The following is a 15,992-nucleotide window of genomic DNA, read 5'->3' as shown; positions in this document are numbered from 1 at the left end:
ATCGGCATAAGAAAAGACACCCTGATATGTTCAGAAGTGTCTAGCATGTAAAATCCCCAACTAAAAAACTATACCTCTAACAGGATACAGTTCATTCTTAGTTTTTTATAGAGGGTTGTGCTAGAACCTCTCCCGCACAAACTGCACGGAATTTATCATTATTTTTACCGTTCATACTATACCACGAACAGGCAAACACTTCAATCTTATTTTATTCAGGGGGGCTGCTCATGCCTATTAAACCGATTCTAGTCAAATTAAAATCGAATTTTCGGATTACACCTGCCATCTACGCGGTCATCTTTTTCTTTCTTGCCGTGCTCAGTATGATTACAGACCGATATCTTGCTGAAAACGATTATTTCAAGCATATACCATCTGCTTTTTTTACAGATAAGGAACTTTCTCATACCATACTTAGTGCCACTTCTACTTCCTTATTAACGATGACGGCGAGATTGCGCTTAGAGGAATCGCACCTGGGAAAAATGACCCTGAGACAGCAATTGCATGTATTGAACATCTGGCCCAAATTCCGGAAAAAGTCATTCTCCTTCTCCTTATCATCGCAAAAGAAAGAATCAGATCAGAATTGTTCTGCCTAAACCCACTGTTACCTACTACTTACATGAAAGCTTTTATTGATCCGTCATTATGGGAAAGAGATGTCTCCGTCATGGCTTCTGTGCTGAAAGCGCTAATTTTAGTAGCGGAAACGAACCGGCCCGAAATAAAACAAGAGGTTTGGGAGTTTTCAGCCTATATTTATGAAGGCATAAAACTGCAGGATTGGCTTGGTTTGGATAAAACACTGTTAAATAAACAGCTGAAAAAGCTTGCGAAAGCATTTCTGGCAGAGGAAATAGAGCGGGTGCTATAAACTAGAATAGAGGAAGCGCCGTTTAACGCGGTTTTACATTCAGCAGAAAAGTCAGGATTTGTTCTTGCCGACGAGTTTGGGTGTGGAACTAGACATCAATAGGTTAAAATTTAACACTAATCTCTCAAAAAAAGGAATCCACAAACTTCGGATTCCTTTTTTTTCTATTTTTTGCTATTCTGAGTGCCTTCCTGCTCGAGCTCTTTAAAGGATTTTACTTTGCCATGTTCATTTTGGGATTCTTTGCGGATATCCCATTGTCTCTGCTTTTGGCCTTTTGATTGCGTCATTTTACCGGTCTCCTTTAGTAGATGAGATTCAGGTTTATTTTAACCTCAAAGGCCACTTTTTACGCAAAAAAAAGATGCTTGTAAAAGCATCTTATTGTGTGGCAGCGATTCCCTTCTGCAAAAGCGGGGAACTATCCGTCTTTTTTTTTCGAGTCATTTCCAGATAGCGGATATGGTGGTTTTCCATGTCCTTCACTTTAAACGTAAAGGAGCCGAATTCAACCATTTCTCCTTTTTTGATATCGTATTTTTCAGTCAGCATCCAGCCGCCGATTGTATCAACATCTGTGTCATCCATTTCAATTCCAAACAAATCGTTCAGTTCGCTTATTAATACTTTTCCGTCGATCACATACTGGTCATCCGTGATTTTCTGGACAAGCGGCACTTCATCAGCATCAAATTCATCTCTGATTTCGCCTACGATTTCCTCTAATATATCTTCAACTGTTACAAGCCCAGCAGTTCCGCCGTATTCATCAATAAGAATGGCCATGTGAATATGCTCTTTTTGCATTTTAAGCAGCAGTTCTTGAATCGGCACAGAATCGATGACTTGAATGACAGGCCTAATATAAGTTTTCAATGTAAAATGCTCGGTTTTTTTTGATTGAAATAAGTCCGTAAAAATTTCTTTAATATTCACCATACCGATGATATGGTCTTTGTCGCCGTCAACGACAGGATATCTTGTATATTTTTCACTTTTGATAATCTTCAGATGCGACTGCAGCGTCTCTTCAATATCAAGTGAGACGATTTGGGTGCGGGGCACCATAATTTCTTTCGCAATACGATCATCAAATTTAAATATCTTGTTCACATATTTGTATTCAGATTGATTGATCTCTCCGCTTTCATAGCTTTCAGATAACAAAATTCTTAATTCTTCCTCGCTGTGTGCAAGCTCATGCTCTGAGACCTGCTTCATACCTAAGAAGCTCGTGAGAAGCCGTGCTGAGCCATTTAACACCCAGATCACCGGATACATGAGGCGGTAAAATGCCATTAACGGCTTTGAAAAGGTAAGCGTAATTCGCTCCGCTTTTTGTATGGCTACTGTTTTTGGCGCAAGCTCCCCCACCACTACGTGCAGAAATGTAATGATGGCAAAGGCAATTGCAACAGACAAGAACTGAACGGCTGAACCTGGCAGGTCAAACCTTTTGAAAACAGGATAAAGCAGCCTTCCGATTGCAGGCTCCCCAAGCCAGCCGAGGCCAAGCGCTGTAATGGTAATTCCCAGCTGGCAAGCTGATAAATATTCATCAAGGTTATCCGTTACATTCTTCGCTGATAATGCCTGTTTATTTCCTTCTTCAATCAGCTGATTAATGCGGGAACTTCGAATTTTAACAATTGCGAACTCCGATGCTACAAAAAAAGCAGTGGCAGCAATTAAAATCGCAATAATGAACAAATTCACTATGTCCAAATAAATTCCCTCTTCCGCCTGAGACAGAAAAGGAGTCACCTCCTGAAAAATTTCAATCTATTAGGCAAGCGATGGTGCAAAACCTTCTATAAAAAGTTAATACCCCATCTCATCACCTCTTTAAAAGATATAAAAAATTCAGATAACATTAAAAACATCATAATATGAACAACTTCAGCAGTCAAACGTGAATTATGCCAGTTTTCTTCATAATTATGTTGATAATCAAGCCTTTATGTTTAAATTGTTTGATTATTCTTACTTTTTCAATGATTTATTATTTTCAGGAAGAGGGTTTTTCCGGACCAACAATAAGACCAGAAAGATGATGCTCATATAGCCAAAAATTGGATATAGAAAGGCAATCAGCGAGCTGTAGCCAATTTGACTGACGAAAAAAGCACCGCTGAGCAGGATGAGGATAGTGAACATCCTTGGGATTGGAATTATCCGCACCAAATGGCGTTCAAGACCGAATAAATTACCGATGACAGATGTAAAAACTTCCCCGTAAATGACCAAAATATAAATGAAATAGAAGGAAAAAACAGATGCTTTCATGACCTCGGCCATTGGGATATCGTATAAAATCACATCAGGAAGTGTGGAGAGGGCAAAGTGGCTGCTCAGCAAAATGAACGTAAGGACGGCCCCTCCAGCTATTCCTCCCCATTTTACAACGCGCTCATCTTCAATCTCCTGTGCAAGGGGAACAAGAACTGCTTCTGCCATCGCCAGGTTAAAGGCTGAATAGGATACGGCTGAGATCAGCCATTTAAATGATGGAGCATGATGAAGCTGAAAGGATGAAAACGTATGGGCATCAAATGATGATACCGCAATAAGCACACTGAAGAGGATTAAAAGCGGCACGACAATAATATTGACGCTAAACAGCCCTTTTGTGCCAAATGACATCGCGATGATCGTCAGAACGATGGTAAGAAGCAACCCAAACTGCCTTGAAAATTTCAGCTGCTCCTCAAAAATAGCCCCAGCACCTGATAGCATCACAGATGTTACACCGAATAAGACAAGCAGCATAAAGAAATTTATGATAAATCCAAACGACTTGCCGAATAAGAAAAGATTAAAATCCTGGTACGATTTTGCCCCGATCCGTTTTGATATGATCATAATCTTTGCACCAAGATGCATAAAAAAGTACCCGCATATTAAAATACCGAGTATGCCAAATAAGCCATACTGCGTAAAAAATTCCACAATCTCCCGTCCAGTTGCAAAGCCGGCCCCGACAACCGTTCCAACATATACAGCTGCGATTTGAACAACCTGAAACCATTGATTCTTCATCTTCTACCCCCGTTACGATGAATGCTTTAGCTGAACTCTTACCATGTATATGAGACAAGGTGTTAAGAAAGAAGTACAACCTGAATGCGGTTCGGCCTAGTCGGCAGAAGAAAATTTTTCACAAGTGTCGCATTATTTTATCTCAATAGTAAAAGACTCAAATCTTCACTAATCTTATAAGTCAGGTGGTAACCCGTCCAAATCCCCCAAAATGACCAATCCCATGGACAAGATTACACGAAAGACTTCATTTGGACGGTTGTTTTTCTCCTGAAAATCCTGCATCCACTTAGTGATTGCCTGCTCGATGATGTGCTGCATATTCGGTTTTGAAGCACTTAACTCGGTGTCGGAGCTCACATTAGGTGCTGCATATTCGGTTATGACGCACTTAACTCGGGTCGGAGCTCACATTTAGTGCTGCATTTTCGGTTATGACGCACTTAACTCGGGTCGGAGCACACATTTAGTGCTGCATATTCGGTTATGATGCACTTACTCGGGTCGGAGCTCACATTTAGTGCCGCATATTCGGTTATGACGCACTTAACTTATGTCGGAGCTCACATTTAGTGCCGCATATTCGGATACGAAGCACTTAACTCGTGTCCGAGCCACATTAAGTGCCGCATATTCGGTTATAAAGCACTTATCTCGTGTCGGAACCCACATTTAGTGCCGCATATTCGGTTATGACGCAATTAACTTGTGTCGGAGCTCACATTTAGTGCCGCATATTTGGTTATGTTGTACTTATCTCGTGTCGGAGCACACATTTAGTGCCGTATATTCGGTTATGACGCACTTATCTCGTGTCGGAGCCCACATTTAGTGCTGCAAATTCAGTTATGAAGCAATTAACTCATGTCGGAGCCCACATTAAGTGCCGCCATATTCGGTTATGACGCACTAACTCTTGCCGGAGCTCACATTTAGTGCTGCATATTCGGTTATGTTGCACTTAACTCGGGTCGGAGCTCACATTTAGTGCCGCATATCCGGTTATGATGCACTTAACTCGTGTCGGAGCACACATTTAGTGCTGCATATTCGGTTATGACGCAGTTAACTTGTGTCGGAGTCCACATTTAGTGCCGCATATTCGGTTATGACGCACTTAACTCGTGTCGGAGCACACATTAAGTGCCGCCATATTCGGTTATGACGCACTAACTCTTGCCGGAGCACACATTTAGTGCTGCATTTTCGGTATGACGCACTTAACTTGTGTCGGAGCACACATTTAGTGCCGCATATTCGGATCCGAAGCACTTAACTCGTGTCCGAGCCACATTAAGTGCCGCATATTCGGTTATAAAGCACTTATCTCGTGTCGGAACCCACATTTAGTGCCGTATATTCGGTTATGACGCACTTATCTCATGTCCGAGCACACATTTAGTGCCGCATATTCAGTTTTGATGCACTTAACTCGTGTCGAAGCCCACATTTAGTGCTGCAAATTCAGTTATGAAGCTAATCACGAAACGCTTCGACTTAGAGCCTGATGAGATTTCCGATTTAACTTATAAAATTTTAAGCAAAATACTTGAAAGTCAAATAAGGTCAAACTATAATATGAATCAAGATCATCCTATGAGGTGATTTTTTACCAACTTAATTAATCAAAGATAGTCAAAGTCAAATTATATATCAGGAGGTTTTCACTATGCTATGTCAACACTGTCAAGCTAAGAAAGCATCTGTTCATTTAACTCTTCAAATTAATCAGGAGCGTCAGCAAGTGCTGCTCTGCACAGATTGTTATGCACAATATAGAAGCTCTGTTCCAAGCGGATCATTCGGAAATGTTCCTTCTTCTCAGCCATTCCAGCAAGGTGCAGAAGGTCAAACTCATAAACATGGAGGCAATGGTCTTCTTGACCAATTAGGCCGCAATTTAACTCGAGCTGCAAAAGCCGGAGTCATTGATCCTGTTATTGGAAGAGATGCAGAGGTCGAAAGATTAATTGAAATTCTGAACAGAAGAAATAAGAATAACCCCGTTTTAATCGGTGAACCAGGAGTAGGCAAAACGGCTGTAGCAGAAGGCTTTGCGCTTAAAATTGCAGAAGGCGATGTCCCTGCTAAGCTGAAAAACAAGGAAGTATACTTGCTTGATGTGGCTTCACTTGTTGCAAATACTGGCATACGGGGCCAATTTGAGGAAAGAATGAAACAGCTGATTTCTGAGCTTCAGCAAAAGAAAAACATCATCTTGTTTATTGATGAAATTCATCTTCTTGTAGGTGCAGGGTCTGCCGAAGGATCAATGGATGCAGGCAATATTTTAAAACCTGCTCTTGCACGCGGAGAGCTGCAGGTTGTCGGTGCAACGACTTTAAAAGAATACCGCCAAATCGAAAAAGATGCAGCGCTTGAACGCAGATTCCAGCCAGTCATGGTATCAGAGCCGTCCCTTGAAAAAGCCGTTGAAATCTTAAAAGGCATTCAGGATAAATATGAAAAATACCATGAGGTTACGTATACCGAAGAAGCCATAAAAGCGACTGTAACCTTGTCAAACCGCTACATCCAGGATCGTTACTTGCCTGACAAAGCAATTGATCTGCTGGATGAAGCAGGATCGAAAAAGAACCTTCAGGCAGTCGGAGGCGAAGACATCAGCGGTCAATTAGCTGAAATCGCCAGTAAAAAAGCTCAGGCAACGAAGGAAGAAAACTACGAGCTTGCTGCCAAATTGCGCGATGAAGAGCTCAAGCTTGAGAAAATGCAGACTCCTGTTAAAGCTGTAGTCGACCTTGCAGATATTCAGGCCATCATTGAAAAGAAGACGGGTATACCAGTAGGCAAACTTCAGGAAGACGAGCAGGCTCAGATGAAAAACCTTGAGATTAAACTATCAGGAAAAGTAATCGGCCAGGACGAGGCTGTTAAAAAAGTAGCCAAAGCCATTCGCCGCAGCCGTGCAGGATTAAAGTCCAAAGAAAGACCAATCGGGTCCTTCCTGTTTGTGGGCCCGACCGGGGTCGGGAAAACAGAGCTGACAAAAACCCTTGCCTCTGAACTGTTTGGTTCTCGCGAATCACTCATCCGTCTTGATATGAGTGAATACATGGAGAAGCATTCGATTTCTAAAATCATTGGTTCCCCTCCTGGCTACGTTGGCCATGAAGAAGCTGGACAATTATCTGAAAAAGTCCGCCGGAACCCATACAGCATCATCCTGCTTGATGAAATTGAAAAAGCTCATCCTGATGTCCAGCACATGTTCCTTCAAGTGATGGAAGATGGCAGACTTACAGACAGCCAGGGCAGAACGGTCAGCTTTAAAGACACTGTCATCATCATGACAAGCAACGCCGGCATCGGCCATAAGAAAATAACTGTCGGATTCGGAAGCAATGATGCCTTAAATGAAAGTTCTTTATTAAGCTCTCTAGGCTCATTCTTTAAACCCGAGTTTCTGAATCGTTTTGACAGCATCATTGAATTCAAATCACTTGAAAAACCGCATCTGCTTGAAATCGTCGATATTATGCTGGATGATTTGAAAACTGCTTTGGCAGAACAAAAAGTAACGCTCAGCATCACTGATGAGGCGAAAGAAAAAATTGCCGAACTCGGCTATCACCCTGCGTTCGGTGCACGTCCGCTCCGCAGAGTGATTCAAGAGCATGTAGAAGATTCAATTGCTGACATCTTGCTTGAAGGCAATGAGATCTCAGAACTTGTTGTAGAAATTACAGATGATGAGATTTCTGTAAATGATAAATAAAATGGAAAGAGTGCTGACTTGGAGGAATTCAGCACTCTTTTTTTGCAATAATTTTATAAGGATATACTGGGTGTCGGTACACAAACTCAGCCTTATCCTCGACTTCAAGTACAATCGGGTGAATCTCTGAACCTCTTTGTGTCGGGTACCAGTGCCTGCCTTCTTTCACCACAACGACAGAGCCATCACCATTTCCGAAAAAAGCGAACGAGTCAGATTCAGCCCCATATTGATTAGTCAAAAAAGCTATTTCCTTCCGCATTTCGTCAATATTTTCACATGGCAGCCCAACTTCAAATGCATCATGCCAGTCTAACAGATGATCTGGAGCCTCCGTCCTTTCAAGCATTTCAAGCACATTTCCTTCAGGATCATGAAAATAAGCCTGTTTTCCTTTCCAGTATAAGCTCACTTCGCCTTCTTCATTTTGCAGCAGAAGACTCTCTAATTCCTTAAACATGACGTCAAAAAACGATATATTTGTTCTGAAGCATAAATGATAATAGGCACGGTTTTCTGCTTTTATAAAAGTTAAGCTGCTCAAACCTGCTTTCACGGTAAAACGATCCTTTTTTTCATCTGTTAATCTCATCTTTAAAATACCCGTGTAGAATTCTTTCATTTCTTCAAGATGTTTACACTCTAACTGCACATGCACAAATTTCATTTCCATCTCTCCTCTCTTTTCTTAATTTTAAAAGAAGTGCGAGAGTTTGAATTCATTCTTTATACTGATCTTTTGTCCGACTAACAGACGAAAAAACCGCCAGCATATGCTGACGGCATTTACATTAAAGGTTTTTGTCATCCACGTTCTCAAGCCACTCTCGAATGTCGCCTGTGACCGATTGTACACATCCATCTTCAAAAGGTGAGATCAAGTTCGCAGTCTTTACTAATTCCAGGAATGATTGGCTTCCACCCTGTTTGCAGAGATGGAGATAATCCGCCCATGCCTGTTCTTTATTTTCATGCATCTTTTTCCAGAACTGCAGCGCACAAATCTGAGCAAGTGTGTAGTCAATATAATAGAAAGGAGAATTAAAGATATGTCCCTGACGCTGCCAGAATCCGCCTTCTTCCAAGAATTCGTTATCCTCGTAATTGCGGTGCGGCAAGTATTTCCGTTCAATCTCTCTCCATGCCTGTTTGCGTTCCTTTGGAGTGGCATCCGGATTTTCATAGATGAAATGCTGGAACTCATCGACAGTTACACCATATGGCAAGAATAACAGAGCTCCGCTTAAATGGCTGAATTTATACTTTTCCGTATCTTCCTTAAAGAAGGTTTCCATCCAAGGCCAAGTGAAAAATTCCATGCTCATGGAATGAATTTCACAAGCCTCATGTGTTGGGAAGTGATATTCAGATAAATTGAAATGACGGCTCATATACACTTGGAATGCATGACCTGCTTCGTGTGTCAAAACATCAATATCTCCGCTTGTACCGTTAAAGTTCGCGAAGATATATGGAGCTTTGTAATCTTCAATATATGTGCAGTATCCGCCGCCTGCTTTTCCTTTTTGAGCAAGCAGATCCATCAGATTCCGTTCAATCATAAAATCAAAGAATTCATTTGTTTCTCCCGACAGCTCTTCATACATCTTTTTCCCATTCTCGATAATCCACTCTGCATCCCCTTTAGGAGTAGCATTTCCAGTTGTAAATTGAAGCTTTTCATCCGGAAAAGCAAGAGTATCAAGCCCTAAACGTTCTTGCTGGCGTTCTCTTAATCGAGAGGCCATCGGCACGATGTATTCCTTGATCTGATCACGGAAGTTCTTCGCCATGTCTGCATTAAAATCAATGCGCTGCATTCTTTCGTAGCCAAGCTCCACAAAATTCGCAAAGCCTAATTTCTTTGCAATGAGTGTCCGGACTTTTACGAGCTTGTCAAAAATCTCATCGAGTTTTTCTCCATTTTCAGCATAAAAGCCAAAGTATGCGTCTGATGCACGTTTTCTCTTGTCGCGCTCTTTTGATTCAAGCAGCGGTTCAAGCTGTGCGAGTGTGTATTCTTTTCCGTCAAACTCAATTTTTGCAGAGGCAACAAGCTTCGTATATTCTGTCGCGAGTTTGTTTTCTTTTTGCAGATCTTCAAGTACTTCAGGGGAGAATGTTTTCATCTGGGCGTCAGCAAGGGCAAAAAGCTGTTTCCCGTATTTCTCTTCCAATTCATTGCGGAAATTTGAGCTGACAAGCGCTTTGTAAAACTCCGTATCCATTGCTTTAATATGCGGTTCAAGCTCATCAAGATAGTCCTGCTCTTCTTTGTAAAACTCATCATTTGTATCAATCGTATGGCGGATGTAGCAAAGATTGAAGGCTGTAGAAAGGTTGCCGCGGATGACATTCAGCTGATCAAGCGCCGCTTCCTGCTTTTCTAAGCTTTCTGCCTGCTTAAATAATTCAAGCGCCTTATGAAACGCTGCTTCAAATTCTTCCTTAACCGGTCTTTTGTATTCGTATTCCTGAAAATTCATATGTATTTCCCCACTTTCTCTTAAAATAATAACTTTCCCTCCTCTTAATTCGCGAAAAAAGCCATGATTCCTCTCTTTCTCTTTTCAATATGCGCTTAAAGTTCATAAAAAGATGACGATATAAACAGTAACAAAACGTAACGAAAGAAAGATTTGGTGAGAATATGGATAAAACGTCGCTTATTGGATTAATTTTAGGCCTTGTCGCAGTTGGTGTCGGCATGTTTATGAAGGGTGTCAGCCCGGCTGTCCTGCTGAATCCGGCTGCATTGCTGATTATAATTGCCGGAACGATCGCTACTGTCGTAACCGCATTTCCCACAAGCGAGATTAAAAGAGTGCCGAAGCTCTTCGGCGTTATTTTTAAGGAGCAGCAATCACACAGCATTCAAGAACTGATTCCCATGTTTTCCGAATGGGCCCAGATTGCGAGAAAAGAAGGGCTGCTTGCACTTGAAGCTAAGATTTCGGATGTTGAAGATTCATTTTTAAAAAATGGGCTGAGCATGGCTGTTGACGGACAAAATGCTGAATTTATCCGGGATGTCATGACGGAAGAAATTGATGCCATGGAAGAACGCCACTCAGCAGGAGCATCCATCTTTTCACAGGCAGGCACATACGCCCCTACCCTTGGAGTACTTGGAGCAGTTGTCGGATTAATCGCTGCTCTTTCACATATGGATAATACGGATGAATTAGGGAAAGCGATTGGAGCAGCATTTGTAGCAACCCTCATGGGGATTTTCACGGGATATGTTTTGTGGCATCCTTTTGCAAATAAACTCAAAAGAAAATCCAGGCAGGAAGCAAAAGTAAAGCACGTCATGATTGAAGGAGTGTTATCTGTTCTTGAAGGTCAGGCCCCGAAAGCCATTGAACAAAAGCTTGCCACCTACCTTCCTGCACACGAAAGAAAACAGCTTTTCGTTGAAGGAGAGAGGTTAGATGGCTAGAAAGAAAAAACAGAAAAACGAGGAAGAGCATGTTGATGAATCCTGGCTTTTGCCCTATGCGGATTTATTAACGCTATTGCTTGCCCTCTTCATTGTCCTTTTTGCGATGAGCTCAGTAGACGCACAGAAATTCCAAATGCTTGCCCGGGCGTTCAACAGCACGTTCACAGGCGGAACAGGCGTACTTGAATATCCAAGTCCGATCCCTGACGGTGAGATGGAAAAGCTGGATCAAGAGAAGGAAAAGAATCCGGATAAAGAAAAGCAGGAAACACTCGAGCAGGAGAAATTAAAAGAAATTCAGAAAAAAGTGAATGCCTATATTGCTGCCAACAGTCTTGAAACACAATTAAAAACCACTCTGACGGATGAAGGTCTTCTCATTACCATTTTAAATGATATCTTTTTTGATTCGGGCAATTCCTCCATCCGCAAGAAAGATGAACAGCTGGCGAAGGAAATTTCAAAGCTATTAGTCATGAATCCTCCTCGCAATATTATCGTCAGCGGTCACACAGACAACGTGCCGATCCAGAACGCGGAGTTTGAATCTAATTGGCACTTAAGTGTAATGCGCGCTGTAAATTTCATGAAGCTTTTGCTTGAAAACGGGCAGCTTGATCCTAGAGCCTTCTCAGCAAAAGGGTTTGGGGAGTACAATCCAGTTGCAGACAACAAAACAAAAGAAGGCCAGCAAAAAAACCGCAGGGTCGAGATTTTGATTCTTCCGATTGAGCAGAACCAGTAAAAAAGTGTCCAATGTGGACACTTTTTTATTGAAAGATGAACTGTAATGGTCCACCGGCGAGGCCAATTAGGAGGCTTGACGTACATACATCCGGCGTGTGAATGATATTGCGGCTGATATAGTCAATATTCAGAACTGGATTACCCAAGGGCTGGCCAGAAAAAGATTTTAACCGAATGGAAAAAATTGAGGAGTCCATTCCAGTCACACATTCCGGCTAACTGCAGAAATCGCCATCTCTCCAAAAAAAAAACACTTCCTATTTAGAAAGTGTTTTAATCTTGAAGATCCCGTGCATGATAGCCGACTTTTTTTATAAGATCAATAACGATCTGCTTTTCTTCTGATGTCAGAATGCCGACAATTTCATCTAACCGCTCTTGATGAGATGGAAAAATACTCTCGATCAATTTCTTGCCTTTATCCGTAATTTGAGCAAAGGTAACGCGGCGGTCCTTGTCACATGCTTTTCGGACAAGCAGTTCTTTTTGTTCAAGCTTGTCGACTACGTATGTGATGCTTCCGCTTGCTAATAGAATCTTCCCGCCAATTTGCTGAAGGGGCTGTTCTCCCTTATGATAAAGGAGCTCAAGCACGGCAAATTCTGTTGGGTTCAGCCCGAAGCTTGAGATGTGTTTATTCACTTGATCATTTATCGCGCGGTGTGCACGGGATAAAACGATAAATAATTTTAACGATTGTTCGATTTGCTCTTGTTCTTTCATTTTCATCAATCCTTCGATAACTAAATATCTTGAATTCTAAATAATAATGATACAAAATGAAAGCTGAAATGTCAATATAGCAGAGTGATTTTAAGAACAAATGACCTTCCAATTATGATTGAGAGAAGCTTGTACTTCTTTTTTCTCAAGTAAATGGTTCGCAATCAGCTCAGACATATCAACAGGAACTTCTTTAATGACTTCTTTTCCTTTGAACATTGTGTATTCTCCTCCGCCTGAGGCCCTGTAATTATTCATTACAACGTCATATTCCCCATCATGTTCCAGCGGCTTTCCTTCTTTCTCAAGAAGCACGACCCGCTCGCCGATTGGTTTTGAGACATCAAGTATGTACTCAATTCCTTCCCACATGTCATAGTTATAGTGCTGAGGCTTCGGATCCTGAAACTTCGGATTCACAATAACTGCGCCGTCCTCTCCGCACATAAAATATGAGGCTGAACGTTCAAGAGCGGCTCTTATGTCCCTCCCTTTCAAACGCAGCACCTTCAAGGTATTCGGATAGATATAATTTGAAACTATGTCTCGCATGGTCGGATTTTCAGGAAAGCCTCTTGATGAATTATCAAAAAGAGCCGTGTTTGAGATTTCCGTGCCTGATGCATCCATTTGTACCTTATTAATAAATTCTATAAAAGCTGTTTTCACCATGCGTGCTGCGAAAGGGTCTTCGATCAGCATGTTCCCGTTGATCTTTCCAATTGGCTGATCCAGCCACTTTTGTGTCTCTCTTTCGAAAGGCTGAATTAATTCTATTATGCTCTGATCTGTTTCAATCATAGTTAGGTCTACAAGCAATGGTGATTTCTCTTTAACGCATGTTCCGTTATCATTAACCGAGAAGGTGATCTCAATTTTTCCGGCAAAACGTCCATTAAAGCCAGGCTGAATCACCGTTACTCCGTTTATTTCACCTGAAATGGAGCGATGCTGATGACCGGTGAGCAAGACATCAATCCCCTCAATCTCATGGCAAAATTGATAGGCCTGATTCTCGCCTGTAAGCACTTCTGTCGGTTCTCCCGTCTTAAGATCACGTTCAAAACCGCCATGGTATGAGACGATGAGAAGATCAGGCAACTCATTCTTCCTAATATATTCAGTCCAATGTTTGGCCGATTGAAAAGCATCGTGAAAGGAGAGCTCTTTTATATGCTTCGGATCTTCCCAGTTCGGGATATAATGTGTTGTTACCCCCAGCACCGCAACCTTTACACCGCAGTAATTCTTCATTATATAAGGTTTGCCTAATAATGGCTCTCCGTTTTCTTTGATATTAGCTGACAGCCATGGGAATTCAGATTGATCCGCAGCTTTTTTCAAAAAATCACTGCCGTAGTTGAACTCATGATTGCCGATTACCGCTGCATCATAGCCAAGCGCATTCATAGCCGCTATGACAGGGTTCTTCTGATCTGCAGCTTTTTTCGCATAATAGTATGTAAGCGGGGTTCCCTGGATGCAATCTCCATTATCAATAAGAAGGACGTTATCATGTTCGTTCCTCTCTTTTTTGATGACCGTTGAAATTTTTGCAAGACCCAGGCATTGTTCCTCATTTGTGCTGTATATTAGCGGAAGAATATGACCATGAATGTCACTCGTCTGCAAGATTGTCAGTCTCACTGTTTCTATGAGAAACCCCTCCCTTTTCTTTCCATCATACCGAACATCCCCTTTCTCTACAATAGAAGAAACGCGCTTTTAGTTTCGAGCGGAATTCAGCTTTCATTCCTAGTACATTCAAATTAAATGGTTTATAATTCGAATAGTATGCTCTTAATCGGGCAATCTTTTATTTGGGGCGATAACTTTGCTGAAAGATCCTAATCGATTAAAAAAAGCATCGATCTATTTTCTGATCGTGCTGATTCCATCCCTTCTAATCAATACATGCATTTATTTTTACCAAAAAGACAAAGTGATGGATCTCCATCGTTCTGAAGCAGCATTCATGATCAACATTCATAAAAATCAGATCGATAATTTAATTCAAGATACAAAAGCAAGACTGGAATCGATGGCGCTTGTGCTTGAAGAAGAAAAGGACGAGGATAAAATTCGGCGTGTGCTCATGCAGGCGTATGACCAGGAACCGCGTTTTTCAGGACTTTATTTTGTTCATAAGAACGGTGACATTACTGCCGGTTCCAGAAAATTGATGAAAACAGTCAACCTTCAAAACCGGGCTTTTTTCAGAAGTGCCATTGCGACTAAACAATCGACTGTATCAGACGCCTACTTCGGAAATATTACCGGAGGATATATTGTTTCCATTTGCACCCCCATTTTTAATGAGAAAGGCGAAGTAACAAACTTATTAGTAGCAGCTTTAAAAGTAGATTATCTTAAAAATATCATGAACGTCATCAGTCCCAGATTGCATATTAATGTAGTAAATGAAAGCAATCATGTACTTTTTGCATCCGGCAGCGAAAATGAGCTATCAAAATTGGAGCCTGTCCGGGTTTACCTTGATCAGATTGCGTGGAAGCTTGAGGGTGTGCCTGATTCAGAGATAAGTCTTAAACATGCAAAAGACATGATCATTTACATGCTGATCACATTCGGAATCTTAAATATCATTTTTATTCTCATTCAAAATTTCCTCTTAAAAAGAAGAGCTTTAATTGAACAAAGCCAAATAGATGCTCAAAAAGTAGAGCTTGTCGGAATGCTTGCAGCAAGCACTGCCCACGAAATCAGAAATCCGCTGACAGGTATAAAAGGGTTCATTCAGCTTTTGCAGGAGAAATACAAGGACTCTGAAGATCAGTTTTATTTTTCTGTCATCGATAAAGAGATCCAGCGCATTAATGAAATTGTCAGCGAATTTTTAGTGCTCGGGAAACCGACTGCCCATCACCACGCAGACCATGATATTAATGCGATCGTGCTTGAATTATCTCCGCTGCTGGGGTCTGAAGCTAACCTTTATAATACAGAAATGGATATCCGGTTATATAAAGAACCTCTGCTAATTAATTGCACAAAGGATCATATCAAACAGGTGCTGCTGAATTTAGCGAAAAATTCCTTAGAAGCAATCGACAAAAATGAAGGCAGATTAACCATTGAAGTGCAAAAACAGGAAGATTTCGCTGTAATCAGAGTAATCGACACGGGAAAAGGCATACCGGAAGATGTCATTACAAAAATCTTTCACCCTTTCTTTACAATGAAAGATACCGGCACAGGGCTCGGACTTGTCGTATGCAAGCGCATCATCTCTATGTACAAAGGCACGATCGCCATTGACAGTGTTTTAGATAAAGGGACGAAAGTGACGATTATTCTTCCTTTATCAGAAAAAGAGTGAAAAGCAGATGCTTTTCACTCTTTTTTTAGTTAGATGAATTAAAAATTTTCGCATTTATGGCAAGAGGAAGCGCCTAACT

13 protein-coding genes, 1 pseudogene and 1 riboswitch are annotated in these 15,992 nt (G+C 41.4%); of the genes and pseudogenes, 6 read left to right on the top strand and 8 right to left on the bottom strand.

What is annotated here, in order from left to right:
- Positions 1-91: 91 nt before the first annotated feature.
- Positions 92-136: riboswitch (PreQ1 riboswitch) on the bottom strand.
- A gap of 303 nt (positions 137-439) precedes the next feature.
- Both QLQ22_RS25125 and QLQ22_RS09120 read left to right on the top strand, forming a co-directional pair.
- Positions 440-496, top strand: a pseudogene (locus tag QLQ22_RS25125) (hypothetical protein); the annotation flags it as partial.
- A gap of 180 nt (positions 497-676) precedes the next feature.
- A complete protein-coding gene (locus QLQ22_RS09120) occupies positions 677-880 on the top strand; it encodes a hypothetical protein (protein ID WP_284016513.1) in 204 nt (67 codons plus the stop codon).
- Between the two features lie 164 nt (positions 881-1,044).
- Here QLQ22_RS09120 and QLQ22_RS09115 read toward each other — a convergent pair whose 3' ends face one another.
- The 4 genes from QLQ22_RS09115 to QLQ22_RS09100 form a co-directional block, all read right to left on the bottom strand.
- Entirely contained in the window at positions 1,045-1,170 is a 126-nt protein-coding gene (locus QLQ22_RS09115) for a DUF6254 family protein (RefSeq protein ID WP_252204810.1), read from the bottom strand.
- A 91-nt stretch (positions 1,171-1,261) separates the two neighbouring features.
- On the bottom strand, positions 1,262-2,605 hold the full coding sequence (locus QLQ22_RS09110; RefSeq protein WP_284016509.1) for a hemolysin family protein: 1,344 nt from the start codon (positions 2,603-2,605) through the stop codon (positions 1,262-1,264).
- A gap of 258 nt (positions 2,606-2,863) precedes the next feature.
- Positions 2,864-3,919 (bottom strand): YkvI family membrane protein, encoded by a 1,056-nt coding sequence (locus tag QLQ22_RS09105; RefSeq protein ID WP_284016507.1) that lies wholly within the window; start codon positions 3,917-3,919, stop codon positions 2,864-2,866.
- A 174-nt stretch (positions 3,920-4,093) separates the two neighbouring features.
- Positions 4,094-4,279 carry a hypothetical protein gene (locus QLQ22_RS09100; RefSeq protein WP_284016506.1) on the bottom strand — a complete coding sequence of 62 codons (186 nt, stop codon included), beginning with the start codon at positions 4,277-4,279 and terminating at the stop codon, positions 4,094-4,096.
- Between the two features lie 1,309 nt (positions 4,280-5,588).
- Between QLQ22_RS09100 and QLQ22_RS09095 the strand changes: the two genes are divergently transcribed.
- Positions 5,589-7,658 (top strand): ATP-dependent Clp protease ATP-binding subunit, encoded by a 2,070-nt coding sequence (locus tag QLQ22_RS09095; RefSeq protein ID WP_284016502.1) that lies wholly within the window; start codon positions 5,589-5,591, stop codon positions 7,656-7,658.
- A 28-nt stretch (positions 7,659-7,686) separates the two neighbouring features.
- Here QLQ22_RS09095 and QLQ22_RS09090 read toward each other — a convergent pair whose 3' ends face one another.
- Both QLQ22_RS09090 and QLQ22_RS09085 read right to left on the bottom strand, forming a co-directional pair.
- Complete coding sequence (locus QLQ22_RS09090; RefSeq protein WP_223441498.1) at positions 7,687-8,325, bottom strand: VOC family protein; 639 nt, start codon at positions 8,323-8,325, stop codon at positions 7,687-7,689.
- 124 nt (positions 8,326-8,449) lie between these two features.
- Positions 8,450-10,144, bottom strand: a complete 1,695-nt coding sequence (locus tag QLQ22_RS09085) for a M3 family oligoendopeptidase (RefSeq protein WP_284016501.1) — start codon at positions 10,142-10,144, stop codon at positions 8,450-8,452.
- 164 nt (positions 10,145-10,308) lie between these two features.
- On the opposite strand from QLQ22_RS09085, the gene motA reads away from it, so the two are divergent.
- Positions 10,309-11,100, top strand: a complete 792-nt coding sequence (motA, locus tag QLQ22_RS09080) for a flagellar motor stator protein MotA (RefSeq protein ID WP_284016500.1) — start codon at positions 10,309-10,311, stop codon at positions 11,098-11,100.
- Positions 11,093-11,848 carry a flagellar motor protein MotB gene (motB, locus tag QLQ22_RS09075; protein ID WP_223441490.1) on the top strand — a complete coding sequence of 252 codons (756 nt, stop codon included), beginning with the start codon at positions 11,093-11,095 and terminating at the stop codon, positions 11,846-11,848. The genes motA and motB overlap by 8 nt, the downstream gene beginning before the upstream one ends.
- Positions 11,849-12,123: 275 nt before the next feature.
- On the opposite strand, the gene QLQ22_RS09070 is transcribed toward motB, so the two are convergent.
- Positions 12,124-12,573 carry a MarR family winged helix-turn-helix transcriptional regulator gene (locus QLQ22_RS09070; RefSeq protein ID WP_223441488.1) on the bottom strand — a complete coding sequence of 150 codons (450 nt, stop codon included), beginning with the start codon at positions 12,571-12,573 and terminating at the stop codon, positions 12,124-12,126.
- A 90-nt stretch (positions 12,574-12,663) separates the two neighbouring features.
- On the bottom strand, positions 12,664-14,229 hold the full coding sequence (locus tag QLQ22_RS09065) for a bifunctional metallophosphatase/5'-nucleotidase (protein ID WP_284016775.1): 1,566 nt from the start codon (positions 14,227-14,229) through the stop codon (positions 12,664-12,666).
- Positions 14,230-14,407: 178 nt separating this feature from the next.
- Here QLQ22_RS09065 and QLQ22_RS09060 point away from each other — a divergent pair, with 178 nt between their 5' ends.
- Positions 14,408-15,913, top strand: coding sequence for an ATP-binding protein (locus QLQ22_RS09060; RefSeq protein WP_284016497.1), 1,506 nt, complete (start codon positions 14,408-14,410; stop codon positions 15,911-15,913).
- Positions 15,914-15,992: the final 79 nt, after the last annotated feature.

The organism is Metabacillus hrfriensis (assembly GCF_030127205.1).
Taxonomy (GTDB): domain Bacteria; phylum Bacillota; class Bacilli; order Bacillales; family Bacillaceae; genus Bacillus_P; species Bacillus_P dongyingensis.
Note: the sequence above shows the minus strand (reverse complement) of the source record. Positions and strands in the feature narration are given on the sequence as shown.